This is a genomic window from Caulobacter ginsengisoli, assembly GCF_030814835.1.
Lineage (GTDB): Bacteria > Pseudomonadota > Alphaproteobacteria > Caulobacterales > Caulobacteraceae > Caulobacter > Caulobacter ginsengisoli.
Genome location: NZ_JAUSVS010000001.1, coordinates 489,926 through 515,566, shown reverse-complemented (window position 1 = coordinate 515,566; position 25,641 = coordinate 489,926). Strand labels below are relative to the sequence as shown.

General features: G+C 68.4%; 22 protein-coding genes and 3 tRNA genes. 11 read left to right on the top strand and 14 right to left on the bottom strand.

What is annotated here, in order from left to right:
- Positions 1-45: 45 nt before the first annotated feature.
- From QO010_RS02485 to QO010_RS02475, 3 genes are all read right to left on the bottom strand, one after another.
- Complete coding sequence (locus QO010_RS02485; RefSeq protein WP_307345462.1) at positions 46-678, bottom strand: glutathione S-transferase family protein; 633 nt, start codon at positions 676-678, stop codon at positions 46-48.
- Between the two features lie 2 nt (positions 679-680).
- Positions 681-1,277 carry a TetR/AcrR family transcriptional regulator gene (locus QO010_RS02480; RefSeq protein WP_307345460.1) on the bottom strand — a complete coding sequence of 199 codons (597 nt, stop codon included), beginning with the start codon at positions 1,275-1,277 and terminating at the stop codon, positions 681-683.
- 113 nt (positions 1,278-1,390) lie between these two features.
- On the bottom strand, positions 1,391-2,257 hold the full coding sequence (locus QO010_RS02475) for a GIN domain-containing protein (protein ID WP_307345458.1): 867 nt from the start codon (positions 2,255-2,257) through the stop codon (positions 1,391-1,393).
- Between the two features lie 103 nt (positions 2,258-2,360).
- Here QO010_RS02475 and QO010_RS02470 point away from each other — a divergent pair, with 103 nt between their 5' ends.
- A complete protein-coding gene (locus QO010_RS02470; protein ID WP_307345456.1) occupies positions 2,361-3,380 on the top strand; it encodes a phytanoyl-CoA dioxygenase family protein in 1,020 nt (339 codons plus the stop codon).
- Here the strand turns inward: QO010_RS02470 and QO010_RS02465 are convergent.
- The 5 genes from QO010_RS02465 to QO010_RS02445 all read right to left on the bottom strand — a co-directional run bounded on the left by QO010_RS02465 (position 3,377) and on the right by QO010_RS02445 (position 6,740).
- Positions 3,377-4,417, bottom strand: coding sequence for a hypothetical protein (locus QO010_RS02465; RefSeq protein ID WP_307345455.1), 1,041 nt, complete (start codon positions 4,415-4,417; stop codon positions 3,377-3,379). The two genes, QO010_RS02470 and QO010_RS02465, sit on opposite strands and share 4 nt — an antisense overlap.
- Before the next feature lie 148 nt (positions 4,418-4,565).
- Positions 4,566-5,144, bottom strand: a complete 579-nt coding sequence (locus QO010_RS02460) for a hypothetical protein (RefSeq protein WP_307345453.1) — start codon at positions 5,142-5,144, stop codon at positions 4,566-4,568.
- A 103-nt stretch (positions 5,145-5,247) separates the two neighbouring features.
- On the bottom strand, positions 5,248-6,438 hold the full coding sequence (gene tuf / locus QO010_RS02455) for an elongation factor Tu (protein ID WP_307345450.1): 1,191 nt from the start codon (positions 6,436-6,438) through the stop codon (positions 5,248-5,250).
- A 63-nt stretch (positions 6,439-6,501) separates the two neighbouring features.
- Positions 6,502-6,575 (bottom strand) — tRNA-Gly (locus QO010_RS02450).
- Positions 6,576-6,656: 81 nt separating this feature from the next.
- Positions 6,657-6,740 (bottom strand) — tRNA-Tyr (locus QO010_RS02445).
- An 89-nt stretch (positions 6,741-6,829) separates the two neighbouring features.
- Between QO010_RS02445 and rlmB the strand changes: the two genes are divergently transcribed.
- From rlmB to QO010_RS02430, 3 genes are all read left to right on the top strand, one after another.
- The gene (gene rlmB / locus QO010_RS02440) at positions 6,830-7,639 is read left to right on the top strand and encodes a 23S rRNA (guanosine(2251)-2'-O)-methyltransferase RlmB (RefSeq protein WP_370873704.1); all 810 of its coding nucleotides are present in this window, start codon (positions 6,830-6,832) and stop codon (positions 7,637-7,639) included.
- Between the two features lie 252 nt (positions 7,640-7,891).
- Complete coding sequence (locus QO010_RS02435; protein WP_307345448.1) at positions 7,892-9,847, top strand: stalk-specific protein X; 1,956 nt, start codon at positions 7,892-7,894, stop codon at positions 9,845-9,847.
- 81 nt (positions 9,848-9,928) lie between these two features.
- Positions 9,929-10,633: a YjbE family putative metal transport protein gene (locus tag QO010_RS02430; protein WP_307345445.1), complete on the top strand. Its 705-nt coding sequence runs from the start codon at positions 9,929-9,931 to the stop codon at positions 10,631-10,633.
- A 12-nt stretch (positions 10,634-10,645) separates the two neighbouring features.
- On the opposite strand, the gene metG is transcribed toward QO010_RS02430, so the two are convergent.
- Entirely contained in the window at positions 10,646-12,358 is a 1,713-nt protein-coding gene (gene metG, locus QO010_RS02425; RefSeq protein WP_307345442.1) for a methionine--tRNA ligase, read from the bottom strand.
- A gap of 97 nt (positions 12,359-12,455) precedes the next feature.
- Here metG and QO010_RS02420 point away from each other — a divergent pair.
- The 4 genes from QO010_RS02420 (at position 12,456) to arfB (ending at position 14,336) form a co-directional block, all read left to right on the top strand.
- Positions 12,456-12,531 (top strand) — tRNA-Thr (locus tag QO010_RS02420).
- Positions 12,532-12,541: 10 nt separating this feature from the next.
- A complete protein-coding gene (locus QO010_RS02415) occupies positions 12,542-13,438 on the top strand; it encodes an alpha/beta hydrolase (protein ID WP_307345439.1) in 897 nt (298 codons plus the stop codon).
- 14 nt (positions 13,439-13,452) lie between these two features.
- Positions 13,453-13,914 carry a YaiI/YqxD family protein gene (locus QO010_RS02410; RefSeq protein WP_370873719.1) on the top strand — a complete coding sequence of 154 codons (462 nt, stop codon included), beginning with the start codon at positions 13,453-13,455 and terminating at the stop codon, positions 13,912-13,914.
- On the top strand, positions 13,911-14,336 hold the full coding sequence (gene arfB / locus QO010_RS02405) for an alternative ribosome rescue aminoacyl-tRNA hydrolase ArfB (protein ID WP_307345435.1): 426 nt from the start codon (positions 13,911-13,913) through the stop codon (positions 14,334-14,336). The genes QO010_RS02410 and arfB overlap by 4 nt, the downstream gene beginning before the upstream one ends.
- Here the strand turns inward: arfB and QO010_RS02400 are convergent.
- Positions 14,333-14,803 carry a hypothetical protein gene (locus QO010_RS02400; protein ID WP_307345432.1) on the bottom strand — a complete coding sequence of 157 codons (471 nt, stop codon included), beginning with the start codon at positions 14,801-14,803 and terminating at the stop codon, positions 14,333-14,335. The two genes, arfB and QO010_RS02400, sit on opposite strands and share 4 nt — an antisense overlap.
- Positions 14,804-14,947: 144 nt before the next feature.
- Between QO010_RS02400 and QO010_RS02395 the strand changes: the two genes are divergently transcribed.
- Positions 14,948-15,439 carry a c-type cytochrome gene (locus tag QO010_RS02395; RefSeq protein ID WP_307345429.1) on the top strand — a complete coding sequence of 164 codons (492 nt, stop codon included), beginning with the start codon at positions 14,948-14,950 and terminating at the stop codon, positions 15,437-15,439.
- A gap of 6 nt (positions 15,440-15,445) precedes the next feature.
- Here QO010_RS02395 and QO010_RS02390 read toward each other — a convergent pair whose 3' ends face one another.
- The gene (locus tag QO010_RS02390; RefSeq protein ID WP_307345426.1) at positions 15,446-17,800 is read right to left on the bottom strand and encodes a thiamine pyrophosphate-binding protein; all 2,355 of its coding nucleotides are present in this window, start codon (positions 17,798-17,800) and stop codon (positions 15,446-15,448) included.
- A 262-nt stretch (positions 17,801-18,062) separates the two neighbouring features.
- On the opposite strand from QO010_RS02390, the gene QO010_RS02385 reads away from it, so the two are divergent.
- Both QO010_RS02385 and QO010_RS02380 read left to right on the top strand, forming a co-directional pair.
- Complete coding sequence (locus tag QO010_RS02385) at positions 18,063-18,302, top strand: hypothetical protein (RefSeq protein ID WP_307345424.1); 240 nt, start codon at positions 18,063-18,065, stop codon at positions 18,300-18,302.
- Between the two features lie 53 nt (positions 18,303-18,355).
- Positions 18,356-19,441: a TIGR03032 family protein gene (locus QO010_RS02380; RefSeq protein ID WP_307345422.1), complete on the top strand. Its 1,086-nt coding sequence runs from the start codon at positions 18,356-18,358 to the stop codon at positions 19,439-19,441.
- 230 nt (positions 19,442-19,671) lie between these two features.
- Here the strand turns inward: QO010_RS02380 and QO010_RS02375 are convergent, their stop codons facing one another.
- The 3 genes from QO010_RS02375 to QO010_RS02365 all read right to left on the bottom strand — a co-directional run bounded on the left by QO010_RS02375 (position 19,672) and on the right by QO010_RS02365 (position 25,558).
- The gene (locus tag QO010_RS02375) at positions 19,672-21,051 is read right to left on the bottom strand and encodes a calcium-binding protein (RefSeq protein ID WP_307345419.1); all 1,380 of its coding nucleotides are present in this window, start codon (positions 21,049-21,051) and stop codon (positions 19,672-19,674) included.
- A gap of 140 nt (positions 21,052-21,191) precedes the next feature.
- The gene (locus QO010_RS02370) at positions 21,192-24,434 is read right to left on the bottom strand and encodes an efflux RND transporter permease subunit (protein WP_307345416.1); all 3,243 of its coding nucleotides are present in this window, start codon (positions 24,432-24,434) and stop codon (positions 21,192-21,194) included.
- Positions 24,434-25,558: an efflux RND transporter periplasmic adaptor subunit gene (locus QO010_RS02365; RefSeq protein WP_307345413.1), complete on the bottom strand. Its 1,125-nt coding sequence runs from the start codon at positions 25,556-25,558 to the stop codon at positions 24,434-24,436. The genes QO010_RS02370 and QO010_RS02365 overlap by 1 nt, the downstream gene beginning before the upstream one ends.
- Between the last annotated feature and the right edge of the window lie 83 nt (positions 25,559-25,641).

The window sequence follows — 25,641 nt, the reverse complement described above, 5'->3', positions numbered from 1 at the left end:
CATGAGGCGCATGGCCTCCAGGATCAAGGCCAGGATCGCGCCAGGTCAGGCGGCGACCTGTCCGTCCGCCGGCCAGGGGTCGGCCCAGGCGGGGATCTGTTTGAGGCGCTCGAGCCAGGCCGTCAGGTTGGGGAAGCCGTCGAACGGCATCTCCGACTCCCGCCAGTAGTTGGCCATGGAGGCGACCTGGAAGTCGGCGATGGTCAGCCGGCCGCAGGCGAGATAGTCGCGGCCGGCCAGATGGTCGTCCAGCACCTTGGCCAGCTTCTGCAGTTCCTTGTCCTTGCCGACCAGGGCCGAGCGGTCGGTCTCGGCGAACCTGAAGGTCGCCTTGACCACATGCTCGAAATAGAAGGGCCCCACGGCCGGGCTCCAGTGGTGGTCGCACCAGGAGAGCCATTGCAGCACCTGGACCTGCTCGGCCGGATTATGGGCGGGCCACATGTCCGAGCCGGCCTTGATGCAGAGATACGCCATGATCGCCGAGGACTCCCACAGCACCATGTCGCCATCGACCAGGGTGGGCGCCTTCAGGTTGGGATTGAGGGCGGCATAGGCCGGGGCCTTCAGGCCCCCGCCCATTAGGTCCACCTCTATAAAGTCGGCCGCCAGCCCCAGATGCTTGACGAGCGCCAGCACGCGGCGCGGCGCCTGGGCCTTGATCCAGTAGATCTGCATGGTCACTCCCCTTTGAACGTCAGTTCGAGATAGCGGCGCAGGTGATCGAGGCTCTGCGCCGCGGCCGCCGCCCCGCCCGTCGCCTTGGCCATGATGAAGCCGCCCTGCACGACCGCCTGAATGTGCAGGGCCAGACTCTCGGCGGTCCAGTCGGCCTTGACGCCGTACTGGATCATCGCCGCCTCGATATCGGCCTGCAGGGTCTTGCCGTGGCTGACGATGTTGTCAGCCAAGGGCCCGCTGATCTGCGGATGGCTGCGCCAGGCTTCCTGGACGATATTGCCAGCAAAGCAGGTGAACTCGGTCAGGTCGCCGGTCAGGATCGCCTTGCGGAAATCGACATAACCCAACAGCCGCTCCAGCGGCCCTGCCCCGGCGTGATAGGGCGCTTCGGCGAAGAAGCCGGTGGTGTGCGCCTCCCAGTGGGCGACGGCGGCCTGGGCCAGGTCGTCCTTGCTCTTGAAGTGGTGGAAGAAGCTGCCCTTGGTCAGCCCGGCCTCGGCGCAGACGTCCTCGACCCGGGTGGCGGCGTAACCCTTGGCGCGGACCAGCTTGAGGGTCGCGTCCAGGAGCCGGGTCTTGGAGTCGGGTTTCGCCATGACGATCCACCATACCGACTAGTTGGTATGGTGCAAGCCTGGTTGTTCAGCCCGAACGCAAAATGGCCGGGACGAGCCCGGCCATTAAGCTGGTCAGAGCGGTAAAAGGACGACTAGTTGTCGTCGTCGTCATCGTCCTTGTCGGAGACATTCTTGTCGCCGACATAGACCGAGCCAGAGCCGGCCACCGACTTGCTGATCGGGCCGGAGACCCGCAGCAGGCGCACGTCGCCCGAGCCGGCGATCTTGGCCGAGACCGCGCCAGCGTCGCCGTTGAACTTCACATCGCCCGAGCCAAGAATGGAGGCCGAGACGGCCTTGGCCGCGCCGCCGTTGACGGTGACGTCGCCCGAGCCGGCGATCTTGGCGGACAGGTTGCCGGTCAGCCAGGCAATCTTGACGTCGCCCGAGCCGGCGATGGCGACATCGGCGTTGCCGCCGACACCCTGGGTGTCGACATCGCCACTGCCGGCGATATTGATCCTGGTCGCGCCGGCGGTCCCGGCCTTGACGTCGCCCGAACCGGCTTCGTTGATCTTGAGCAGACCGTCGACATTGGCCACCGTCCAATCGCCGCAGCCGGCGTTATTCAGGCCGACGGAACTGGCCCGGCCAATGCTGCCGAACACCGCCCCGCCGGCGCCGAGATCGACGTCCATCGGGGTGTGGATGATGATCTGCGGCATGTCGGCCCAGGCGACGTTGCCCACGCCCGTGACATGCACGCTGGTGACGCCGTTGATGGTGTTGCAGCTGTTGACCCTGTTCCAGCCCAGGCCGCCGTCGACGATGGTCTTGTCGCCCTCGGTCCTGACCGTGAGCGGCAGGCTGGCGTTCTTGGTCTGGAATTCAACCAGGATGTCGGAGCGCGCCTCGGGGATGACCACCACCCGGGCGACGGCGTCCTTGACCTGGACGGAGGGGGCGGCCTGGGCCGCGCCGGCGGCGAGAAGCGCGGCGGCGACTGCGCCAAGAGTCATGAGTGCGCGCATCGAAGTTCTCCCCTGAATGCGATCTGCTATGGGGACGCTAGGCCCGGCCGCCGGGAAACACAGCTTAATTCGAGGTCATGACAGGATGGTCATGGAGACCGCCACCCTGCCCCCGATCGACGCGGTCGGGGCGCTGGGCGTCTTCCAACTCCAGCGGCTGTGGGCCCGCGCGCTCGGCCGCATGGTGGGTGAGGTCTATCCGGTCGACCCCGAGGAGCGGCATCGCGACTTCCTGATCAGCCATGCGCTGGGCGTCGGCCTGGAGCCGATGGCGGGGTTTCTGGGGACCCGGCCCAGCTTCGAGGCGCTGGAGGCCTGGATCCTGGAAACCGCTGGCCCCCGCTCGTCCGATGACATCCAGCGAATCAACGCCGCCGTCCGCGGCCAGCCGATCCCGCCGGCTGCCGCCCCCCGGCTGGCCGCCCTCGAGGCCGCGCCTGACGTGCTGTCGGCGACCGACCTCGCCCACTGGGACGAGCATGGCTATCTCATCCTGAACCAGGCCATCGACGACGACGCCTGCGCCGCCGCCGCCCAGGCCGTGCACGACTTCGCCCGGGCCGAACCTGACGACCCGGCCAGCTGGTATCGCGCCGCCGAGCGGCCCGTGCGCACCCACGGCGCCATGCTGCAGGCCTTCCAGCATCCCAGCTTCGAGGCCGCCCGCCGCTCACCCCGCATCCACAAGGCCTTTGCCCAGCTCTGGGGGACGGCTGACCTGTGGATGACGACGGACCGCATCGGTTTCAATCCGCCCGAACGGCCCGGCCAGCCCTTTCCAGGCCCCGGCCTGCACTGGGACTGCGCACTGAAGAGCCCCGTCGCCTTCACGACCCAGGCCGTGCTCTATCTGACCGACACGGCTGCCGATCAGGGCGCCTTCACCTGCGTCCCCGGCTTTCACCACCGCATCGACGCCTGGCTGGCCAGCCTGCCGCCGGGCGTCGATCCGCAGGTCCAGGATCTGCAGGCCCTCGGCGCCCGCCCCATTCCCGGCAAGGCCGGCGACCTGATCATCTGGCACGGCGCCCTGCCCCACGGCGGCAGCCCCAACCGCGCGGCCCGGCCACGGGTCAGCCAGTATCTGTGGATGTTCCCGACAAGGCGCTAAGGGAAGTTGACCACCGCCAGCGCCGGGGTGTCGCTGGTCATGTTGCTCTTGCCGAGCAGACAGTCCTGGTTCCAGGTCCCTCCGAGGCTGTCCACCGTGGTGAAGGCCAGGTTGGAATCGGTCGCCTCCTGGGCGTTGGCCAGCATGGCGGCGCCGATCGTCTGGCCGATCAGCGGCAACACCATCGTGATCGCCCCGGCGCCCCCCAGCGCCCCGTCGACCTGACCCAGATAGACGTTGGACGCGTTGGGATCGGCGCTTGAATCCCGGTTCAGCCCCAGCACATGGACGCAGGCCAGATAGCCGCCATAGGCCGCGATGCCTGGGCCGGCGCTGCTGACCGCGCCGCCCTGCACCTGGACGTCGTCGGTCCAACCCGTGCCGGTCCATTGACACCACCAAAGATTCTCGTCGGCGCCGCCGCGGTGCACGCAGACGGCCGTGCCGCCGAACGTCGTCACGGCCGGCGCCGAACAGGTCTGGTTGCCCCCACTGAACTGGTTGTCCGCCGTCCAGTCGCCGCCGGTCCACTGGCACCACCAGAGGTTATTGTCGTTGTTGCCCTTATGGACGCAGTAGAAGGCCTGGTCGGCGATGTTGAACAGCGCCGGCTGGCAGCTGGTCTGGTTGTTGTTGGTGAAGGGCTGGTCCTCGCTCCAGGTCTGCGAGCCGGGATCGAAGGTGCAGAACCACATCCAGTTGTCGTTGTTGCCCTTGTGGACGCAGTAGAGCACGCCCTGGAAGACGCACAGGGCGGGGCCGGCGTTGGTCTGGTTGCCGTTGGTGAACTGCTGGTCGGGGCTCCACTGACCCGAGCCGGGGTCGAAGGTGGACCACCACAGGCTGGCGTCGCCCTGCTCGCCGCGATGCACGCAGTAGAGCGTGCCGTTGAAGTTGACCAAGGCCGGTCCGGCATCGCTCCGCGCGCCGTTGGAGAAGGCCGTGTCGCGGCTCCAGCCGTTGCCGGCGTTCGTAGCCCAGTACAAGGTCTCGTCGCCCGGCTGCCCCCGGTGCGCGCAGATCAGTTGGTTGCCCATGTCCCCCTCCCTTTGATAGGAGAGAAACACAACCTTACGACACTTATGGTGTCAACATCGCGCTACCCGGCCTGGGCCGCTAGGCGGCAGGCTGGAGCCGACGATGTCATCGCCCTCGCGGATTTCGCATGGGAGGCAGGCCACACTGCTATGGGTCTGGCGGGGTGGTCAGCCAGGCCGAGCTGGTGATCATCAGCACGGTCGCCTCCTCCTCGACGAAGACGGAGAGCTGGCGATATTCACCCGCGTCGATGGCCGACCGCATGGCGGCGGGTTCGCTGGCCAGGGCTGTGCGGGTCTTGGCGGCCTGGCGATAGCCATAGACGTCCTGGGTTTCGGAGCGCTCGCTGGGCTCGAAGCCGACCCATCGGCGGACAGCGAAAAACAGGTCGGCCCGCAGCAACCGGTCCTGCCGGACCAGGCAGACGATATTGCGCACCTTGCCGCCCAGCAGATCGAAGTCGTCCCGCCCGAGCAGGACACTGATCGGCTCGCTTCCGAGCTTGCCATCCAGCTGGACCATGCCGCCCCTGGCCAGCAGGGCCTCGTCGTCGAGCGACGTCGACTTGAACCCCCTGCTCCGCGCTTCGGCGGCGGCGTCGGCCAGGCTGGTCTGATGGGCGAGACAGACGGTTTCGAACAGCTTGAACGTCGCCGCGGCCCCGGCGGCCTGGGCCATCGCCGGCATGGCCAGGGCCAGCAGCGCCGCGGTCAGCATCCGTTGCATGGGAGTCTCCTGGCTGGGGGCGCAGCCTAGCCTGGGACCCGGAGAATCAAAAACCCCGGCGGTTGCCCGCCGGGGTTCTGTTCGTTCAGCGGGGTGAAGAACCCTACTTGATGATCTTGGCCACGACGCCGGCGCCGACGGTGCGGCCGCCTTCGCGGATGGCGAAGCGCAGGCCCTGGTCCATGGCGATCGGGGTGATCAGCTCGACGTTCAGCTCGGCGTTGTCGCCGGGCATGATCATCTCGACACCTTCCTTCAGGTGGATGATGCCGGTCACGTCCGTGGTGCGGAAGTAGAACTGCGGACGGTAGTTGGTGAAGAACGGCGTGTGACGGCCGCCCTCTTCCTTGGTCAGGATGTAGGCCTCGGCGGTGAACTCGGTGTGCGGGGTGATCGAACCCGGCTTGCAGAGCACCTGGCCACGTTCGACGTCTTCACGCTTGGTGCCGCGCAGCAGCACCCCGACGTTGTCGCCGGCTTGCCCTTGGTCCAGCAGCTTGCGGAACATTTCCACGCCGGTGCAGACCGTCTTCTGGACGGGGCGGATGCCGACGATCTCGACTTCCTCGCCGACCTTGACGATGCCCTTTTCGACCCGGCCGGTCACCACCGTGCCGCGGCCCGAGATCGAGAAGACGTCTTCCACCGGCATCAGGAACGGCATGTCCAGCGGACGTTCCGGCTGCGGGATGTAGGCGTCGACCTGGGTCATCAGCTCCAGGATCGAGTCTTCGCCGATCTTGGCGTCGCCGCCGTCGATGGCGACCTTGGCCGAACCCTTGACGATCGGAATGTCGTCGCCCGGGAAGTTGTAGCTGCTGAGCAGCTCGCGGACTTCCATCTCAACGAGCTCGAGGAGCTCCTCGTCGTCGACCAGGTCCACCTTGTTCATGTAGACCACCAGGGCCGGCACGCCGACCTGACGGGCCAGCAGGATGTGCTCGCGGGTCTGGGGCATGGGGCCGTCGGCCGCCGACACCACCAGGATCGCGCCGTCCATCTGCGCCGCGCCCGTGATCATGTTCTTCACATAGTCGGCGTGCCCGGGGCAGTCGACGTGGGCGTAGTGACGGTTGGCCGTCTCATATTCCACGTGCGCGGTGTTGATGGTGATCCCGCGCGCCTTCTCCTCAGGCGCGGCGTCGATGTCCTCATACTTCTTCGCCGTCGCACCACCCGTCTTGGCCAGGATCATGGTGATCGCCGCCGTCAGCGTCGTCTTGCCATGGTCAACGTGACCGATCGTGCCGATGTTGCAATGCGGCTTGGTGCGTTCGAATTTTTCCTTGGCCATCGTTCTTGGAACCTTGAGGTGTCAGCGAGGGTGAATTGGGGCGTGTATATAGAGAGTGGGCTTTGGAGCGGGTAGCGGGAATCGAACCCGCATCCTCAGCTTGGAAGGCTGCTGCACTACCACTGTGCTATACCCGCCTGCCTGAGCGGGCAGGGATCAAAGAATCTCCCGTTCGTTCGTTCGGAACTGCCAAAAACGGAAGACCTTGAAAGCACGCGTGGTGGGGGAAGAAGGACTCGAACCTTCGAAGCTTACGCAGCGGATTTACAGTCCGCCCCCTTTGCCGCTCGGGACATTCCCCCAAGCGCGCTTTCAGGCATTCCATCCTTGGCGTCCAGGCCCTCCGCAGGTGCGGAAAAGGCCGGGGCCCCAAATCGGAGCGCGTCTTATAGTGTCGTCCCCCCATGAACGCAACGACCGGAAAAAAGGCTTCAAACCGAGGCTCGACCGGGGGCCGAATGCCCCTCGGGGAAAGGCCGCCCATGGCGACGGCAAGGACTGGCTGTGGGGCGTGCACGCGGTCGAAGCGGCGCTCGCCAACCCCAAACGGGGCGAGCCGCGCCGCCTGGTGGCGACGGCCGACCGGGCCAAAAAGCTGAGCGGCCACAAGAATTTGGAGATCCTGGAGGCCCAGGAGATCGCCCGCTACCTGCCCCAGGGCGCGGTGCACCAGGGCCTGGCCATGAAGCCCGAGCCGCTGGAGGGGTCCGACATCGACGCCATCGGCTCGCCCGCCAAGGGGGTGCTGGTCATGCTGGACCAGATCACCGACCCGCAGAATGTCGGGGCCATCTTCCGCTCGGCCGCCGCCTTCGGGGCCAAGGGAATCATTCTGCAGGACCGCAACGCCCCGCCCCTGACCGGCGCCCTCGCCAAGGCCGCCGCCGGCGCCGTCGACCAGATCGACCACGCCTCGGTCGTCAACCTCTCCCGCGCCCTGGAGCGGCTCTCCGAGCTGGGCTGGAAGGTGGTGGGGCTGGACGGCGCGGCCGACACGGACCTGGCCGATGCCCTCGAAGGCAGCGCCACCGTGCTGGTGCTCGGATCGGAAGGCGAAGGCATCCGCCGGCTGGTCGCCGAGCACTGCGACATTCTGGCGCGCATCCCCATGCCGGGTGGCTTCGAGAGCCTGAACGTCTCCAACGCCGCCGCCATCGCACTCTATGAGGCCAGCCGGCCCGGAATAGGCCGGAAATCCTGAAAGAGCGGTTCGGCCTAACCAAAGCTCAGTGCACGTTCTGACCCCAACTGCCCGAAATCGCGACTGAAACCTCCCCAGCGCTCGCCCCACAGGCGAAGTGGTTACTGAAATCTGAAAATTACGGTTCCAACTGTCGCAGATGCGTGATTTGGTTCCGTCGGATAGGCGGCGGAGACAGTGCTCCGCCGTTTTGTCGACATGGGTTCGGGGGTTCCGATGGCGAGGAGTTGGGCAAGGCTGGCCGCTTGTGTGGTGTCCAGCGCGGCCTTCATGGTGTTGAACGGTTGTGGAGCGCAGCCCGACGACGGCTACAGCACGCCGCCGCCTTCTTCCTATGGATCGGCCCCGCAGGCGACCCTGTCGGGTGGCCCCACCCCGCCGGCCCGTCGCCGCGCCGAGGACAGCGGCCTGGCCGGCGGCCCGACCGCCGGCGCCGACTATGCCGGCATGGCGCCCATCGCCAATCCGAACCAGATGCCGCTGGAGCAGTGCCTCAAGATCTACGGCGACCGCTGCAAGGGCGTCGCGACCAAGAAGGGCAAGGGCTTCCGGACCTGGACGCGGCCTGACGGCATGACCGTCGTGGCCATGGACCCCATCGCCAATCCCGAGGATATGAGCCCGGCCGAGCGCCGCCGCGTCTATCCGACCCGCTACGCCGCCCGGGCCGCCACAGCCCCGGCCCGCCGCCGCAGCTATTACGGCGCGCCTTCCTACGGTGCCGCGCCCGTCGTTCGGCCAGCGCCCAAGCCCGCGCCGACCGTGGCCTATAAGCCGGCTGCGCCGGTCGCCCCGGCCCCCGCGCCCAAGCCCACCTATACGCCGGCGCCCGCCGCCGTGGCCCCGCCCGCGCCGGCCGTCACGCCCGCCCCGCCGCCCGCCGCCCCGATGACCCCGGCCGACAAGCTGTCGGCGGCCGTCAAGGGCGAGGCCACCAAGGGTGCGACCCTGACCGTGCCGGACGCCCTCTCCAAGGGCCAGCCGTCCAAGGTCACCCTGACCCTGCCGCAAGACCTGCTGGGCATCATCCAGCGTGAGGCCGCCAAGCTGGGCCTGACCAAGCAGGCCAGGAAGGCCGAGGTCAGCGCCACCCTCTCGGGCCAGGGCTATGTCATCGACCCGCCCGGCAAGCAGACCAAGCCGCTCGCCGCCGGCCAGGCCACCAGCTTCGACTGGCAGGTCAAGCCGGGGACCGGCGAGAAGTCGCCCCTGCGGGCCGATGTCGACGGGACCCTGAAGGGCAAGGGCGCGCCCGTGACCTTCTCGCTGGCCAGCCTGGAACAGGCCGTGGCCGGGGCCGTCGACGACGCCAAGGCGAAGGCCAAGGGCTTCAAGATGCCCCGCTTCAGCCTGGACGGCCTCAGCTGGCCGGGTATGCCCACCCTCGACCTGGGCGGGATCAAGGCCAAGACCAGCAACGTCACGGCCGCCCTGATCGGTCTCATCGCCCTCATCGTGCTGTGGATGGTCGCCCGGGGAGCCGGCGCCAGCCGCGCCCGCGCCGAGCGCCGCCGCAAATACCGCACCATGACCGACTACGGCCGCAACGAGATGGAGCCGGAACCGGCCCTCGCGGCCAAGGACGATCACCACGACGACAACCATGGCTACGTCAACCCGATGATCGCCGCCGCCGGCGGGGCCGCCTTGGGCGCCGCCGCCGCCCATGCCCATGACGAGCATCATGACGACGCTCATGGCTCCGACGCTCATGGCCAAGACGATCATGGCCATCATGACGACCACAGCCACGACAACCACGGCCATGACGACCACAGCGCCGTCGCGCCGCTGGCCGAGGCTGGTCATGATGATCATGGGCATGATGCGCATGGCCACGACGACCACGGCCATCACGACGATCACGGCCATGACAACCATGGCGTCGCCGCCCCCCTGGCCGAGACCGGCGACCACAGCCACGATGCGCATGGGCGCGACGACCACCACGCCCAGGGCGATCACGGCTCCGATCCTGCCCCGCTAGGCATGTATGCCACCACGACGCCCGACTCCGGCCACGACGACCACTCGGTCGCAGCGGTCACGGATGGTCACGACGATCACGGTCACCATGGTCATGACGATCATGCCGCCGCGGCCCCGCTGGCCGAGACCACCGACGGCCATGACCATCATGGCCACGACGATCACCATGGGCATGACGACCACGCCCACAAGGATCACCACGAGCACGAACACGCCTGATCCGCAGGGATCGCGCGTGTTTCCTGACCGCAGCGGCCGCCGGCCCCTTGAACAGGGCCGGCGGCTCGCGCATGTGAAACCATGATCGAATTCCTCAACGCCCACGCCGGAACCTGGGCCGGGCCGCTCTCCGCGCTTTTCACCGTCCTGCTGATCGACCTGACCCTGGCCGGCGACAACGCCGTGGCCGTGGGCATGGCCGCGGCCGGCCTGCCGCCCAAGCAGCGGCGCCAGGCCATCGTCTACGGCCTGGCCGGGGCGGTGGTGCTGCTGATCGGCTTCGCCATGGTGGCCGTGCAGCTTTTGAAGATCATCGGCCTGTTGCTGGCCGGCGGCGTGTTGCTGCTCTGGGTCTGCTGGAAGATGTGGCGGGACATGCACGAGCCCGCCAATGTCGACGCCGAGGGCGTGGCCATCACCGCCCCGACCAAGACCCTGCGCCAGGCCCTGATCCAGATCCTGGTCGCCGACGTCTCGATGTCGCTGGACAACGTCCTGGCCGTGGCCGGGGCGGCCCGGCAGTATCCGTGGGTGCTGCTGATCGGCCTGCTGGCCTCGGTGACCCTGATGGGCCTGGCCGCCCATGCCATCGCCAAGCTGCTGCACCGCTGGCGCTGGCTGGGCTATCTGGGCCTGCTGTTCGTATTCATCATCGCCGTCCGGATGATCTGGGAAGGTCACCGCGAGGTGGTGGTCCGCATGGACAGGACCGCGGTCTACAACCAGTACATGCCCGACATCGGCGACATCGGGCCTGGGGAACAGCGCGAGTTCGAGAAGAGGTAGGGGCGCCGCCCCCTACCCTTCCTCGCCCTTGAACCGCTCGGTCCACTCGGCGACCTGCTCGTCCTCGATCTTCTTGAACAGCACGTCGGGCGCGCGCATCGCCGCCCCGGGGGTCAGCCTGTTGAGTTCGGCGGCGATGTCCTGCGAGGGCCATTGCGGCGGCCAGGGCTGGCCCAGGGCGTCGCAGACGGCTTCCGAAGCCCAGGGGATGAAGGGCGCCGACACCCGCGCGTAGAAGGCCGCCAGGTTCAGTCCCGTGCGCACCACCACGGCCGCCCGGTCGCGGTCGGTCTTGATGGCCGTCCAGGGGGCGGCTTCCTGCAGATACTCGTTGCCCAGCACCCACAAGGCCCGCAGCGCCTGGGCGGCCTTGCGGATCTCGATGCCCTGCAGGGCCTCGTCGAGCTGGGTCAGGCCGGCGCCGATGTCGGCGTAGAGTTGCTGCTCGCGCGGTCCCGGCTCGCCGCCCTCGGGCACGACGCCCTCGAACTTGCTCTCGCAGAACTTGGCGATGCGGTTGACGAAATTGCCCAGCACGTCGGCCAGGTCCTTGTTCACCGCGCCCTGGAACTGCTCCCAGGTGAAGGCGGTGTCGGACCCTTCCGGGGCGTTGGACAACAGGTACCAGCGCCACAGGTCGGCCGGCAGCAGTTCCAGGGCGGTGTCCATGAACACCCCGCGCTTGCCGCTGGTCGAGAACTTGCCGCCGTACCAGTTCAGCCAGTTGAAGGCCTTGAGCCGGTCGACCGACTTCCACGGCTCCTCCGAGCCCAGCAGGGTCACCGGAAAGCTGACGGTGTGGAAGGCGACGTTGTCCTTGCCCATGAACTGGACGTATTCGACGTCGCCCGCGCCCTTGTCGGTGCGCCACCAGCGCTCCCAGTTCCCCCCGGTCGCCTCAGCCCACTCCTCGGTGGCGGCGATGTACTCGATCGGAGCGTCGAACCAGACATAGAAGACCTTGTCCTCGAACCCGGCGCGCGGCAGGCCATCCTTGATGACCGGAATGCCCCATTCCAGGTCGCGGGTGATGCCCCGGTCGATCAGCCCCTCGTCCAGGTGCTTGTAGGCGATGGACTTGGTCAGCAGAGGCCAGTCGGCGGCCTTGGAGTCGACCCAGGCCCTGATGCGGTCCTGCAGTTTGCTCTGCAGGAGATAGAGATGGCGGGTGTCGCGCACCTCGATGTCGCGCGAGCCGGAGATGGCCGAGTAGGGGTTGATCAGGTCGATCGGGTCCAGGAGCGATCCGCAATTGTCGCACTGATCGCCGCGCGCCTTTTCGAAGCCGCACCTGGGGCAGGTTCCCTCGACGTAACGGTCGGGCAGGAAGCGCCTATCGGTGAGCGAGTAGACCATCTTGTCGGTCCGCTCCTCGATCAGCCCCTTGGCCTCCAGGACTTCGGCGAAATGCTGGGTCAGGCGGTGATTGGGCGGATTGGAGCTGCGGCCGAACCAGTCGAACGACAGGCCGAACCCGCGCGACAGGTCATGCTGGATGGTGTGCTGCTCGTCGCAATAGGTGCGCACGTCCTGGCCGGCCGCGGCGGCGGCCAGCTCGGCCGGGGTGCCGTGCTCGTCGGTGGCGCAGATATAGAGCACCTCATGGCCCCGCGAGCGCTGGAAGCGCGCGAACACGTCCGCCGGCAGCATCGAGCCCACCAGGTTGCCCAGGTGCTTGACGCCGTTGATGTACGGGAGGGCGGAGGTGATCAGGATGCGAGCCATGGGGCTGCGCATATAGAGGGGCGCGGGGGAAAACGGAAGCAGGCCAAGCCTTTCCAGGCCGCCCGGCCTGCGGCATAAGCGGTTTCCCAAGCGATAGGCCGGCTTAGCTCAGATGGTAGAGCAGCGGTTTTGTAAACCGAAGGTCGCGGGTTCGATTCCTGCAGCCGGCACCATGGGGGACTCATGAACCAGGAAGACCTCGCCACCCTGCCCGCCCGTCTGCACGGCCTGGGCCTGGAGCGTGTGCGCCAGGCGGTCAATCACCTGCTGACCGGCCGCGACAAGAGCCTGCCGGGGCTGGCCCGGATCGACGAGATGCGGCTGCCCGGCGCGGCCGGCGGACTGAAGGGGCGGTTCTACCTACCCCACGACGCCAAGCCGGGCGGACCGCTGATGGTGTTCTTCCATGGCGGCGGCTTCGTGCTGGGCGGGCCGATGACCCACGAGGCCTTCTGCATCCGGCTGGCCGCCGCCAGCGGCTGGCGGATCATCTCGGCCTCGTACCGCCTGGCCCCCGACGCCCCCTTCCCGGCCCAGCTCGACGACGCCCTGAAGGTCATGGAGTGGGCGCGGGGCAACGCCCACTATTTCGGGGCCGGCAAGGTGGTGGTCGGCGGGGATTCGGCCGGCGGCTGGCTGGCCGCCACCGCGGCTGCCCAGATCAACGCCGCCGAAATCAGTGCTGGGCGGCCGGGCGCCATCGCCGCCCAGGCCCTGGTCTATCCGCTGGTCGACATGGACGACGAGGCCTGGGCCGAGACCCTGTTCCGGGACGGCCGCATCGTCGGGCGCCTGGCGGTGGCTTATATCCGCACCGCTCTGACCTGCGACGCCCCCAGCCTGATGGAGACGGTCGGCCCGGGCACGCCGCCCACCCTGCTGCTGATCGGCGGCCCGCTGGATCCCGTGCGGCCCGACGTCGAACGCTATGGCCAGGCCCTGACCGCCGCCGGCGTTTCCGTCATCGTCCGCCGCCACGACGCCCTGCCGCACGGCTTTATCAACCTGACCCACCTGTCGGCCCAGGCCCGCGACGCCGTCGCCGACGCCGGGGCGCAGCTGAAGATTCTGCTGCCGTGACCGAGAACGTTCCGATCCGGGTGTTCATCGACGCCGACGCCTGCCCGGTGAAGGACGAGACCTATCGCGTGGCCCAACGCTATGGCCTGAAGACCTTCGTGGTCTCCAACAGTTTCATGATGGTTCCCGCCCACCCGCTGATCGAGCGGGTGGTGGTCGAGGCCGGTCCCGACGTCGCCGACGACTGGATCGCCGAGAACATCCTGAAGGGCGATATCGCCATCACCAACGACATCCCCCTGGCCGACCGGGTGCTGAAGGCCGGCGGCGCGGCGCTGCGGCCCGATGGCCGGCCGTTCACGCCCGACAGCATCGGCTCGGCCCTGGCCCAGCGGGCGATCATGGAGCACATCCGCTCGACCGGCGAGATCACCGGCGGCCCGCCGCCCTTCGACCGCACCGCCCGCTCGCGCTTCCTGCAGGCCCTGGACGAGGCAGTGCAGAAGGAAACCCGTCGGCGGAAGCTGGGCCGATGATCGAGATCACCGATCAGATCAGCCTGGACGACAGCGAGGTGGAGCTCTCCTTCATCCGCGCCTCGGGGCCGGGCGGTCAGAACGTCAACAAGGTGGCGACGGCGGTGCAGCTGCGCTTCGACGCCCGGCTGTCGCCAGCGCTGACCAACGACATCAGCGTGCGGCTGCAGAAGCTGGCCGGCTCGCGGCTGACCAATGACGGCGTCATCGTCCTGACCGCCAACCGCTTCCGCACCCAGGAGCGCAACAAGGCCGACGCCCTGGACCGCCTGGCCGAATTGATCCGCAAGGCCGCGCAGCCCCCGCCCCCGCCCCGCCGCCCGACCAAGCCCAGCAAGGCGGCCAAGCAGAAGCGGCTGGACGGCAAGAGCCGACGGGCGACGATCAAGGGCGGGCGTGGGCGGCCGGGATTGGAAGACTAGCTTCGCTCAGCCCGCCGCTCCAGGAACACGAACCGCAGCATCGGCGCCAGGACCCCGGCGCTGACGATCAGGTGGATGGCCTCCGGGGCGCTCATCCGCACGTACTGCGAGACCACATAGAGCACGATCGCCGCCAGCATGGCCGCGTAGTAGCCCAAGGCCAGGGCCGAGGCGCGGTGGGCGCGGGTCAATTCGTCATCCATCAGAGCCCGCACGGCCTTGCTGCGGAAGACGCCGCCGCTGACGGCCAGCAGCACCATCAAGGCCACGGCCCAGACCGCGAAGGCCGACAGCTTGACCTGATCGACCAGCCGCAACGGCGCGTCGAAGCTGGGCATGTTGGTGTAGTAGGTCGTCTGCATGATCAGAAACAGGATGGCCTGCGCCCAGATGATCCGGATGCGGCGGCGTTGCAGCCGCTCGGCGATCTGACCGGGAGTCGGGGTCGGTTTGCTGGGGTCGGCCATGGTTTCGCCTCTCGGGCAGATGAGTAACCTATGGGTGACATGTAACCTTGGGGTTATATCGCGTCAAGCCCCGATGCGAGCAGGCGCTTGCAAGGCCGAACCCATGCGCTAGAGCTTGTGGGAACACGACTTGCGGAGACTTCGATGCGCGTCCAGACCCTGATCCTGACCCTGGGCGCCGCCGCCCTGCTGACCGCCTGTAGCAAGCCGGCCGACACCGCCAGCAGCAGCGACGCCTCGGCGCCGACCGCCGCGCCGGCCGCGGCGCCGCTCAGCGACGCCGACAAGGCCAAGATCCTGGCCGACCTCGGCCCGGCCTACGCCACGGCGGACCTCGCCAACGGCCAGTCCAAGTTCGCCTTCTGCCAGTCCTGTCACACGCTGGCGGCCGGCGGGCCCAACGTCACCGGGCCCAACCTGCACGGCGTGTTCGGCCGCAAGGCCGGGACCCTGGCCGGCTATAGCTATTCGGACGCCATGAAGGCCGCCGGCTGGACCTGGGACGCGGGCCAACTCGACCGCTGGCTGAAGAGCCCGCGCACCGACCTGCCGGGCACCAAGATGACCTTCGCGGGCGTCGCCAACGACAAGGACCGCACCGACCTGATCGCCTATCTGGCGGTGGCGACGCACTAAGTCGGATTAGACCAGCAGATCGGCGCAGGCGTCGAGGATGGCCTCGGCGTCCAGCCGGTATTTGGCATACAGGTCCGGCAAGTCCCCCGACTGCCCGAACGTCTCCAGCCCCAGAGCCCGGACGCGTTGGCCGCGCACCGCGCCTAGCCAGGACAGCGCCGCCGGGGAGCCGTCGATCACCGTGACCAGGGCCGCCTGGAGCGGCAGGGCTTCCAGCAACCGCTCGGCCGGCGACACCGCCCCGGCCCCGCCGGTCCAGCGGGAGCGACCGGCGGCGGTCCAGCCGCCGTGCAGGACGTCGGGCGAGGTGACGGCCAGCAGGCCAGCGCCCGGCTCGTCCTCGAGCAGGGCCTCGAAGGCGGCCAGGGCCTCGGGGGCGATGGCGCCGCTGTAGATCAGGGCCAGCCGAGCGTCGGGGGCGGGCGGCTTCAGCCAGTAGCCGCCGTCGATGACGCCCTGGCGCCAAGCCTCGTCGGCGCGCTGCGGCTGGTCGATGACCCGGGTGGAGAGGCGCAGATAGGTCGAGCCGCCCCCCTCCCCCTGCATCCTGGCGAAAGCGTGCGCCATCAGGACGGCGGTCTCGTCGGCGAAGGCGGGCTCGTAGCTGTCCAGGCCGGGCTGGGCCATGCCGATCAACGGGGTGCCGATCGACTGGTGCGCCCCGCCCTCGGGGGCCAGGGTCAGACCGGACGGGGTGGCGACCAATAGGAAGCGGGCGTCCTGGTAGCAGGCGTAGTTCAGCGCATCCAAACCCCGGGCGATGAAGGGGTCATAGAGGGTGCCGACCGGGAACAGCCGCTCGCCGAACAGCGGGGCGGTCAGGCCAAGGGCGGCGAGCGCGATGAACAGGTTGTTCTCGGCGATGCCCAGCTCGATATGCTGGCCGGTCTCGGCCATCGCCCAGACCTGGGCCGAGGGGATGCGGCGGTTCTTGAAGACGTCCTCATGGGCGCGGCGATGGAAGACGCCGCGGCGGTTCACGAAGCCCCCCAGGTTGGTCGAGACGGTGACGTCCGGCGAGGTGGTCACCACCCGGCCGGAGAAGTCGTCAGCGGTCTTGGCGATCTCGAACATCACCTTGCCGAACGCCGCCTGGGTCGACTGCTCGCCGCCGCCCTCGACGGCTTTCAGCAGGGTGTCGGCGTCCGGGGTGGCAATCGTTTCAGAGGCGCGATGGCCGTCCGTGCGAGCGGCGAACGGGGCGGTGTCGACGGTGTGGCGCAGGGCGGCGCGTTCGTTGTCGCCGATCCCGGAGAAGACGTCCCACTCCTCGCCCTCGACCACGCCCAGCCGGCTGCGCAGCTCGGCGATCTGGGTAGGGGTCATCAGGCCCGAATGGTTGTCCTTGTGGCCCTGAAACGGCAGGCGCCAGCCCTTGACCGTGTAGGCGATGAAGAGGCGCGGGGCGTCATCCTCGGCGGCCCGCTCGAAGGCCTCCAGGATGGTCTCCAGGCAGTGGCCGCCCAACTCGGTCATGGTCAGGGCCAGGTCGTCGTCGGTGAGACCGGCGATGAGTTTCAGCGCCGCCTTGTCCTTGACCAGGTCCGCGGTCAGCCGCTCGCGCCAGGCCTTGCCGCCCTGATAGGTCAGGGCCGAGTAGAGGTCGTTGGGGGCGGTCTCGATCCAGGTCCGCAGGGCCTCGCCGCCGGGCCTGGCGAAGGCGGCCAGCTGGCGCTTGGACCATTTCAGCGTCTCGACGTTCCAGCCAGCGGCCTCGAAGATCTCGCCATAGCGGGTGAACATGCGGTCCGAGGTGGTCGCGTCCAGGCTCTGGCGGTTGTAGTCGACGATCCACCAGGTGTTGCGCAGGTCGTGCTTGCAGGCCTCGATCAGGCATTCGTAGATGTTGCCCTCGTCCAGCTCCGCGTCGCCCAGCAGCGAGATCATCCGGCCCATGGCGTCGGGCTTTACCGCCCCGCGCGCGGCCAGATAGTCCTGGGCCAGGCTGGCGAAGGCGGTCATGGCGACCCCCAGCCCCACCGAACCGGTCGAGAAGTCGACGTCGTCCCTGTCCTTGGTGCGCGAGGGATAGGACTGCGCCCCGCCCAGCGCCCGGAATCTGCGCAGCTGGTCCAGGTCCTGGCGGCCGAACAGGTGCTGGATGGCGTGGAACACCGGGCTGGCGTGCGGCTTGACCGCCACCCGGTCCTGGGGCCGCAGGGCGCGGAAATAGAGGGCGGTCATCAGGGTGGTCATCGAAGCGCAGGACGCCTGATGCCCCCCGACCTTCAGGCCGTCGCGGCTGTCGCGCAGATGGTTGGCGTTGTGAATGGTCCAACTGGCCAGCCAGAGGATGCGTTCCTCCAATCGCCGCAGCAGCGCGATGTCGTTGCCCTGAACGGCGAAACCGGCGTCATCCATATGCGTCTCTCAGCGTAATCGGGGCAAAGCTGTCCCGTCTTTCAGGCAAGGGGTCTTCTAGGCCAGAGGGGTTGGAACGCCAACCCGGCTTCCCTGGCCGCTAAACGGGCGCCAGCGCCGCCCACCCGTAAAAATGCAGTCAAAAAAGTCCACTCCCCGCCCCTACCCAATCCGGGCAAGGTCTGCCTCGCCGCAGCCACGCCGGGAGCGGCGCCCAAAGGGGGGTCGGCGTGGCGTCATAATCTTCGGCCAGAGGAGAGGCATGTTCAGGTTCCCACTGTCCAGACTGGCGCCCTTCCTGAGCCGCAAGCGTCAGCGGTTCGAGACCGCCGTGGCGGACGAGTTGCTCTACCTGCGCGAAGCGTTCGGCGATGAGGCCCTGCCCCGGGGCATCGAGCGGGCCGCGCGCAGCTATATTTCCGCGCGGCGGCGCGAGGTGATCAAGGAGGCCGTGCGGCGGCTGGCCGACACGATGACCCCGGCCGGCGAGACCGGTCCCTGATTTGAGCCACACAGGGTCTCGCCAGCCGGCTGGACCCGTGCCAGAACACGCTCATGAGTGACACCGAAGCCGCCCCCGGCGACGCCCAAGGCCCCGCCGCCGTCCCGACTGAAGCCTTCGCCCTGACCACGTCGCGGGGCTTTCCCGACTGGCTGGCCGGAACCGGCTCCAGCCTGGCCTTCACCACGTATCAGGCCGGAAAGTTGTTCTTCATCGGCCTGAAGGAGGCCGGTCGGCTGGCCGTCTTCGAGCGGACCTTCGCCCGCTGCATGGGCCTGGCCGCGACGCCGGACGCCCGCACCCTGGCGCTCGCCACCCACTACCAGATCTACCGCTTCGACAATGTCATCCCGCCCGGCCAGTCCGGCGGGCCCAACGACACCATCTATGCGCCGCGCGTCTCCTGGTTCACCGGCGATGTCGACGCCCATGACGTGGCCTTCGACGCCGATGGGCGGATCGTCTTCGTCAACACCCTGTTCTCCTGCCTGGCCACGGTCAGCGACAACCACAGCTTCAAGCCGCTGTGGAAGCCGCCCTTCATCTCCAAGCTGGCGCCGGAAGACCGCTGCCACATGAACGGCATGGCCATGGAGAACGGCCAGCCGCGCTACGTCACCATGGTCTCGCGCTCCGACGTCGCCGACGGCTGGCGCGACCGGCGCACCGATGGCGGCATGATCATGGACGTGACCACCGACGAGAGGGTGGTCGAGGGGCTCTCGATGCCCCATTCGCCGCGCCTGCACGGCGGCAAGCTGTGGGTGCTGAACTCCGGGGCCGGCGAGCTGGGCTTCGTCGAGGACGGCAAGTTCCAGCCGGTGGCCTTCTGCCCCGGCTATGCCCGCGGCCTGGCCTTCATCGGCCGCTTCGCCATCGTCGGCCTCTCCATGGCCCGCGAGAACCGCACCTTCCAGGGCCTGCCGCTCGACGCCGCCCTGGCCAGCCGCGACGCCACCGCCCGCTGCGGCCTGCTGGTCATCGACACGGTCAGCGGCGACACGGTCGAGTGGGTGCGGATCGAGGGCGTGGTGAAAGAGCTGTTCGACGTCGTCGCCCTGCCCGGCGTGCGCAATCCGTCGGCTGTCGGCCTGCTGGGGGACGACATCCGCCGGGTGATCAGCATCGACGAGGGGTGACCCCACTCCTCACCCGGAGGGGGAGGACGACCGCGCCAAAGCGCGGTCCGGAGGGGGTGTTTGGGCAGGGGCGGCGGCCCCCCTGTGACTGTCTACGGGCGCCTTGCAGCCCGCCCGAGCGAAGCCGGCAGACCCCACAGCCCCTGCCCAAACACCCCCACCTGGCCGGCCACGGGCGCGCAGCAGGCGCGCCTCGGGCGGGCCGTCCGCCCCCTACGGGGGCGGAGTAGCTACAGCACCCACCCCGTCGTCACGTTCCCCGTCACCAGCAACCCGAAGTCCGCCGTGCTGTCGCCGTTGGTGTCGAACAGGAATGTGGTGGTGTTGCCGGCGAAGATCGCCGTCATCTGGCCGGCCGCTCCGCTGAAAGCGCCGACCCGCACGAAGGCCTGGTCGCCGGCCAGCAGGGTGTTGGCGTCGATGTTGGAGAAGTCCAGGCGATCGCCGGTCTGGGCCTTGAAGTCGGTGACCGTGTCGGTGTTGGCGAGGTTGGCCGAAAGGTCGCCGAGATAGAAGGTGAAGGTGTCGGCCCCGGCCCCGCCGGTCAGGGTGTCCTTGCCGGCCCCGCCGACCAGGTTGTCGTCGCCATTATTGCCCTGGACGATGTCGTTGCCGGCCCGGCCATAGACGAAGTCATTGCCGTCCAGCCCCTTCACCGTGTCGTCACCCGCCGCCGCATCGACGATATCGTCGCCGTCGTCGCCGGTGATGGTGTCCTTGTCGTCGCCGCCGACGATGTAGTCGTTGCCGGCCCCGCCCTGCAGGGTGTCGATGCCGCCGCCGCCCATCAGGGTGTCATTCCCGTCGTCGCCGTAGAGCTTGTCGTTGCCGGCCCCGCCGAACAGCTTGTCGTCGCCGTCCTCACCATAGAGCTGGTCGGTGCCGTCGCCGCCGTCGATGGTGTCGTTGCCGGTCCAGCCGTAGAGGACGTCGTTGCCCAACTCCCCGTAGATGATGTCGTCCTTGGCCCCGCCGTCGATATAGTCGGTGGCGTCGCCGCCATAGAGCTTGTCGTTGTCGTCGTCGCCGAAAATCTGGTCCAGGCCCGCGCCGCCGTGGATGATGTCGGCGCCGTCGTCGCCGACCAGCAGATCGTCCTTGGCGGTGCCGGTCAGGCGGTCATCGCCGCCCTGACCGTCGAGATAGACCCCGATATTGCCGGTCTGGTAGGTCGTCAGGCCGCTGAAATCCAGGCCATTGGCGTTGTTGTCGCCATAGACCAGGCCCAGCAGCATGTTGACCTGCTCGAAGCCGTTGCCGGCGCTGAAGCTGGTCAGCATGACCGGCCCGTCGATGATCAGGATGTCCGTGCCCGCGCCGCCGCGCAGCAGGGCGGGCGCCCCGGCCGCCACGACGATGTCGTCGCCGTCGCCGCCATCCATCTTGTCGGCGCCGCAGCCGCAGGAGACCAGGATGTCGTTCCCGGCCCCGCCCTGCATGATATCGTCGCCGCTCTCGCCTTCGATGTAGTCGTCGCCGTCACCGCCCACGAGGGTGTCGGCGCCATCGTCGCCGTACAGCTCGTCATCGCCGCCGTTGCCGAAGATCTTGTCGTCGGTGATATCGCCGATGAGGACGTTGTCGCCGTTGTCGCCCGAAATGTTCGCCATGATCAGCCCCTGATCCCTTGTCCCCAATATGGGGGATTGTTAACCCAATTTGGGTCCGCGAACAGGGGTTTCTGAGAGCGCAAGCACGGGATTTACGGACAGTAAGGAGCGGGCGCCCCACCCCTCCATCCCACCGCGCCCTACGCCGGCTTCGCCTCGCCCTCGGCCTCGTTCTTCTCGAACTCCCGGATCCGGTTCGCCGTCCATTCGGGCGACTTCGTGAAGCGGGCCAGCAGATTGTAGAAGACCGGCACCACGAACAGGGTCAGCAGGGTCGAGAAGATCGCCCCGAAGAAGATCACGTCGCCGATGGTCTTGCGGCTGGCCGAGCCGGCGCCTTCCCAGAGGATCAGGGGCAGCGAGCCCATGGCCGCCGAGATCGAGGTCATGATGATCGGGCGCAGGCGGAGCGCCGCCGCCTCGATTACCGCGTCATGGATCGAGCGGCCCTGGTCGCGCAGCTGGTTGGCGAACTCGACGATCAGGATGCCGTTCTTGGCCGCCACCCCGATCAGGATGACCAGGCCGATCTGGCTGTAGGTGTTGATGGTCGAGCCGCCGATGAGGATGCCGAACAGTCCCCCCAGCGCCGCCAGGGGCACGGTCAGCATGATCACCGCCGGATGGATCCAGCTCTCGAACTGCGCGGCCAGCACCAGGAAGACCAGCAGCAGGGCCAGGCCGAACGCCAGGCCGACGGCCCCGGAAGCTTCCAGATAGTCCTTGGCCTGGCCGCCCCATTCGATGGAGACCGCCGAGCTGGGGTTCTTGGCGATCTCGGCCCGCAGGAACTTCACCGCGTCGGCCACGGTGTAGCCGGGCGAGAGCTGGGTGGTCAGGGTGACGGCCCGCAATCGGTCGACACGCGGCCGGTCGGGGGTGTCGCCGCGCAACTGGGTGGTGACCACCGCCGAGAGCGGCACCAGCTGGCCGGTGCCGGTGCGGACATAGAGGCCGTTGAGGTCATCGACCGTGCGGCGCTTGTCCAGCTCGGTCTGCAGGATGACGTCGTACTCCTGGCCGTTCTTGATGTAGGTGGTGACCTTGCGCGAGCCGAACATGGTCTCCAGCGCCCGGCCCACGGCCTGGGCCGAGATGCCGAGGGTGGCGGCCTTGTCGCGGTCGATGTCGACCGACAGGCGCGGCGCGGTGGGCTCATAGTCCAGACGCGGACGCGAGAAGCCGGGATTGTTCTGGGCGTCGTCCAGGATCGGCTGCAGGAAGCTGGCGATCTCGGCGTAGTCGTTGCCCAGGGCGATCATGTCGACATTGGTGCCCCCGCCCCCACCGCCGCCACCGCCGCGCTGGAAGGCGCCGCGCACGCTGGCGATGGCGCGGACGCCGGTGATCTTCGAAAGGCTCTTGTTGAGTTCGTCGGCGATCTGGTCGGCGGTCTTGGTCCGCTTGCCCCAGTCCTTGAGCACCAGCACGCCGTTGCCGGTGTTGAACTGGCTCTGGCCAAAGCGCGGGACGCCCAGGATGTAGCGGTCGGCCTGGCCTTCCTTGTAGTAGCGGGCCTCCTGCTGCTCGACCTGCAGGGCCGATTTCAGGGTCTGCTGATAGCCGCCGCCCTCGGGTCCGTTGATCGAGATGTCGACCCGGCCGCGATCCTCCTGCGGCACCAGTTCATGCGGCAGCGCCGCGAAGAGGCCGACCGCAACCAGGGCCAACCCCACCACCACCGCGCCGGTGACCAGGGTCCAGAACTGGCTGCCCAGCAGCATCTCCAGCGAATTGCGATAGCTGTTGCGCAGCTTGTGGACGGCGTTGTCGACATTGCGCGCCAGCCAGCCCTCGCCGGCCGCCGGGCGCAGCAGCTTGGAGGCCAGCATAGGGGAGAGGCTGAGCGCGAGGAGCGCCGAGAAGCCGACGGCGGCGGCGATGGCCACGGCCAGCTCGACGAACAGCCGGCCGATATAGCCGGGCAGGAACATCAGCGGCGCGAACACCGCGATCAGCACGATGGTGGTCGCCACCACGGCGAAGAACACCTGCCGGGCTCCCCGCATGGCGGCGACGGGGGCGGGCTCGCCCTCGTCCACCCGTCGCTGGATGTTCTCGACCACCACGATGGCGTCATCGACGACCAGCCCCACGGCCAGCACCAGGGCCAGCAGGGTCAGCAGGTTCAGCGAGAAGCCGAACGGGGCCATGATGATGAAGGTCGACAGGATGCAGATCGGCGCGACGATCGAGGGGATCATGGCGCTGCGCCAGCTGCCTAGGAAGACGAAGTTCACCATGGCGACCAGGAAGATCGACATAGCCATGGTGATCCACACCTCGCGGATCGCCTGGGCGGTGAAGATCGAATAGTCGACCGCCACCACCAGCTTGGTGCCCGGCGGCAGCGTCTGGTTGACGATGTCGACCTCCTTGCGCACCGCCTTGGCGATGGCCAGGTCGTTGGCCTGGGACTGGCGGGTCAGGGCCAGGCCGACCTGCTGCTGGCCGTTGGAACGGAAGGTGCGGCGGTATTCGTCCGGTCCCTCCTCGATACGGGCGATGTCGCCCAGCCGGGTGATGTAGCTGTCGGCCCCGGCCGCGCCGGTGGCGGTGGCGGCGGTGTTGCCCGAGGCGGTGATGGTCGAACCTGCCGAGGTCACCTGGGCGGCGGTGGGGACGGCGGTGCTGGTGGTCGCGGCCGGCCGCACCGGCAGCTGGGCGAAGTCTTCGGGCTTGGCGTAGCCACGCTTGACGCGGATGGTGAAGTCCTTGCTGACCCCTTCCAGCGCCCCGGCCGGCAGTTCCAGGTTCTGGTTGTTCAGCGCGGTCTCGACGTCATCGACCGTCAGGCCGCGCGCCGCCATGGCGTCGGAATCCAGCCAGATGCGCATCGAATAGAGCGGCGCCCCGGCCAGGCCCACCGTCGCCACCCCGTCGATGGTCGATAGCCGCTCGACCAGATAGCGGTCGGCATAGTCGGCCAGCTCCAGCTGGTTCAACGTCGTGGAGGTCAGGTTCAGGAACAGGATGGGCGAGGAATCGGCCGTCGCCTTGGCGATCTGCGGCGGGTCGGCCTGGTCGGGCAGCTGGGCGGTCACCCGGCTGACGGCGTCGCGCACGTCATTGGCGGCGGCGTCCAGGTCGCGGTCCAGGCGGAAGGTGATGTTGATCCGCGAGACCCCGTCGCGGCTGGAGGAATTGACCCGGTCGATGCCCTGGATGCCCGAGACCTGGCGCTCGATCACCTGGGTGATGCGCTCCTCGATCACCTCGGCCGAGGCCCCGCGATAGTTGGTCGAGACCGAGACCACGGGCGGGTCGACATTGGGCAGCTCGCGGATCGGCAGGCTGAAGAAGGCCGCCAGGCCTATGACGCAGAGGATGATCGCCGCGACGGCGGCGAAGACGGGACGCTTTACGGAGATGTCGGAAAGCATCAGGCGCCGCGCTTGGCCGCGCGGGAGGGGGCAGCGCCCACCGGTTTCCCACCGGCCGGTTTCACCGCCTGGCCGTCCTGGACGCGGTTCAGCCCGTCGCCGACCACCTTGTCGCCGGGCGAAAGGCCCTGCTGGATCTCGACATAGCCGCCCTGGCTGGCCCCGATCGTGACGGTGCGGCGCTGGGCCTTGGTTTTGCCGCCCTGGGTCACCAGCAGGAAGACGTAGGCGGCGTCGCCCTCATAGGCGATGGCCGATTCCGGGATCGACACCGCCTGGCGCGCGCCATGGTCGATGGCGACCTTGACCAGCATGCCGGGCCGGATGGCGCCGGACGGGTTGGGGAATTCGGCCCGGGCCTTGATGGCTCTGGTCTGGGTGTTCACCCGGGTGTCGATCTGGGCGATGCGGCCCGCGAACCTCTGGCCCGGCAGCGAGTCGGGCGAGGCGGTGATGGCGCTGCCGACGTTGAGCACCGGCAGGTAACGGTCGGGCACGTCGAAATCGACCCGGATCACCGCCAGGTCGTCCAGCGAGACGATGGCCGAGCCCGGGTTGACCAGGCTGCCCGGCGAGATGTCCGACAGGCCCACCACCCCGGCGAAGGGCGCGCGGATCACCCGGTCCAGCTTGCGCGAGCGGGCGGCGGCGGTGGCGGCCTTGGCCGACTGCAGGGCGGCCAGATACTGCTCGGCGGAGGCTCTGGGGGCGACGCCGCGGTCGGCCAGGGTCTTCCAGCGGTCATAGTCGCGCTGGGCCTGGGCCTCCAGGGCGGCGGCCTGGGCGACCCCTGCGTCCTGCTCGGTGGCCTTGAGGTCGACCAGGATCTGGCCGGCCCGGACGGCCTGGCCGTCGCGGAAATGCACGGCGGTGACCAGCTCGGTCTGGTCGGAGGTGATGGTCACCGACTGGCGGCCCTTGGCCACCCCCAGCACCTCGATGCGGTCGGCGAAGGGGCGCGGTGTGGCGACCACCACGCTGACCACGGCGGCGCGGCCACCGGCCCCGCCGCCAGCGGCCCCGGGCTTCTTGCCGCCGGCGGTCGCCAGCTTGATGCCCCCGACGACGAACAGCAGCAGGAGGAAGGCGGCGGCTGCCACCAGGAAGAAATGCCGGCGGATCACAAGCGGCTCCGGGCGCCGCGGGAGCTGGCGCATGAACAGGGTTTACTGACCATATGCCGCGACGAATTGCCGCCGTCCAGTGA

What these genes read in the sequence shown, in the direction of transcription:
- QO010_RS02485 (WP_307345462.1), bottom strand. Translation starts at nt 678, where the DNA reads ATGCAGATCTACTGGATCAAGGCCCAGGCGCCGCGCCGCGTGCTGGCG.
- QO010_RS02480 (WP_307345460.1), bottom strand. Translation starts at nt 1,277, where the DNA reads ATGGCGAAACCCGACTCCAAGACCCGGCTCCTGGACGCGACCCTCAAG.
- QO010_RS02475 (WP_307345458.1), bottom strand. Translation starts at nt 2,257, where the DNA reads ATGACTCTTGGCGCAGTCGCCGCCGCGCTTCTCGCCGCCGGCGCGGCC.
- QO010_RS02470 (WP_307345456.1), top strand. Translation starts at nt 2,361, where the DNA reads ATGGAGACCGCCACCCTGCCCCCGATCGACGCGGTCGGGGCGCTGGGC.
- QO010_RS02465 (WP_307345455.1), bottom strand. Translation starts at nt 4,417, where the DNA reads ATGGGCAACCAACTGATCTGCGCGCACCGGGGGCAGCCGGGCGACGAG.
- QO010_RS02460 (WP_307345453.1), bottom strand. Translation starts at nt 5,144, where the DNA reads ATGCAACGGATGCTGACCGCGGCGCTGCTGGCCCTGGCCATGCCGGCG.
- tuf (WP_307345450.1), bottom strand. Translation starts at nt 6,438, where the DNA reads ATGGCCAAGGAAAAATTCGAACGCACCAAGCCGCATTGCAACATCGGC.
- QO010_RS02430 (WP_307345445.1), top strand. Translation starts at nt 9,929, where the DNA reads ATGATCGAATTCCTCAACGCCCACGCCGGAACCTGGGCCGGGCCGCTC.
- metG (WP_307345442.1), bottom strand. Translation starts at nt 12,358, where the DNA reads ATGGCTCGCATCCTGATCACCTCCGCCCTCCCGTACATCAACGGCGTC.
- QO010_RS02415 (WP_307345439.1), top strand. Translation starts at nt 12,542, where the DNA reads ATGAACCAGGAAGACCTCGCCACCCTGCCCGCCCGTCTGCACGGCCTG.
- arfB (WP_307345435.1), top strand. Translation starts at nt 13,911, where the DNA reads ATGATCGAGATCACCGATCAGATCAGCCTGGACGACAGCGAGGTGGAG.
- QO010_RS02400 (WP_307345432.1), bottom strand. Translation starts at nt 14,803, where the DNA reads ATGGCCGACCCCAGCAAACCGACCCCGACTCCCGGTCAGATCGCCGAG.
- QO010_RS02395 (WP_307345429.1), top strand. Translation starts at nt 14,948, where the DNA reads ATGCGCGTCCAGACCCTGATCCTGACCCTGGGCGCCGCCGCCCTGCTG.
- QO010_RS02390 (WP_307345426.1), bottom strand. Translation starts at nt 17,800, where the DNA reads ATGGATGACGCCGGTTTCGCCGTTCAGGGCAACGACATCGCGCTGCTG.
- QO010_RS02385 (WP_307345424.1), top strand. Translation starts at nt 18,063, where the DNA reads ATGTTCAGGTTCCCACTGTCCAGACTGGCGCCCTTCCTGAGCCGCAAG.
- QO010_RS02380 (WP_307345422.1), top strand. Translation starts at nt 18,356, where the DNA reads ATGAGTGACACCGAAGCCGCCCCCGGCGACGCCCAAGGCCCCGCCGCC.
- QO010_RS02375 (WP_307345419.1), bottom strand. Translation starts at nt 21,051, where the DNA reads ATGGCGAACATTTCGGGCGACAACGGCGACAACGTCCTCATCGGCGAT.
- QO010_RS02370 (WP_307345416.1), bottom strand. Translation starts at nt 24,434, where the DNA reads ATGCTTTCCGACATCTCCGTAAAGCGTCCCGTCTTCGCCGCCGTCGCG.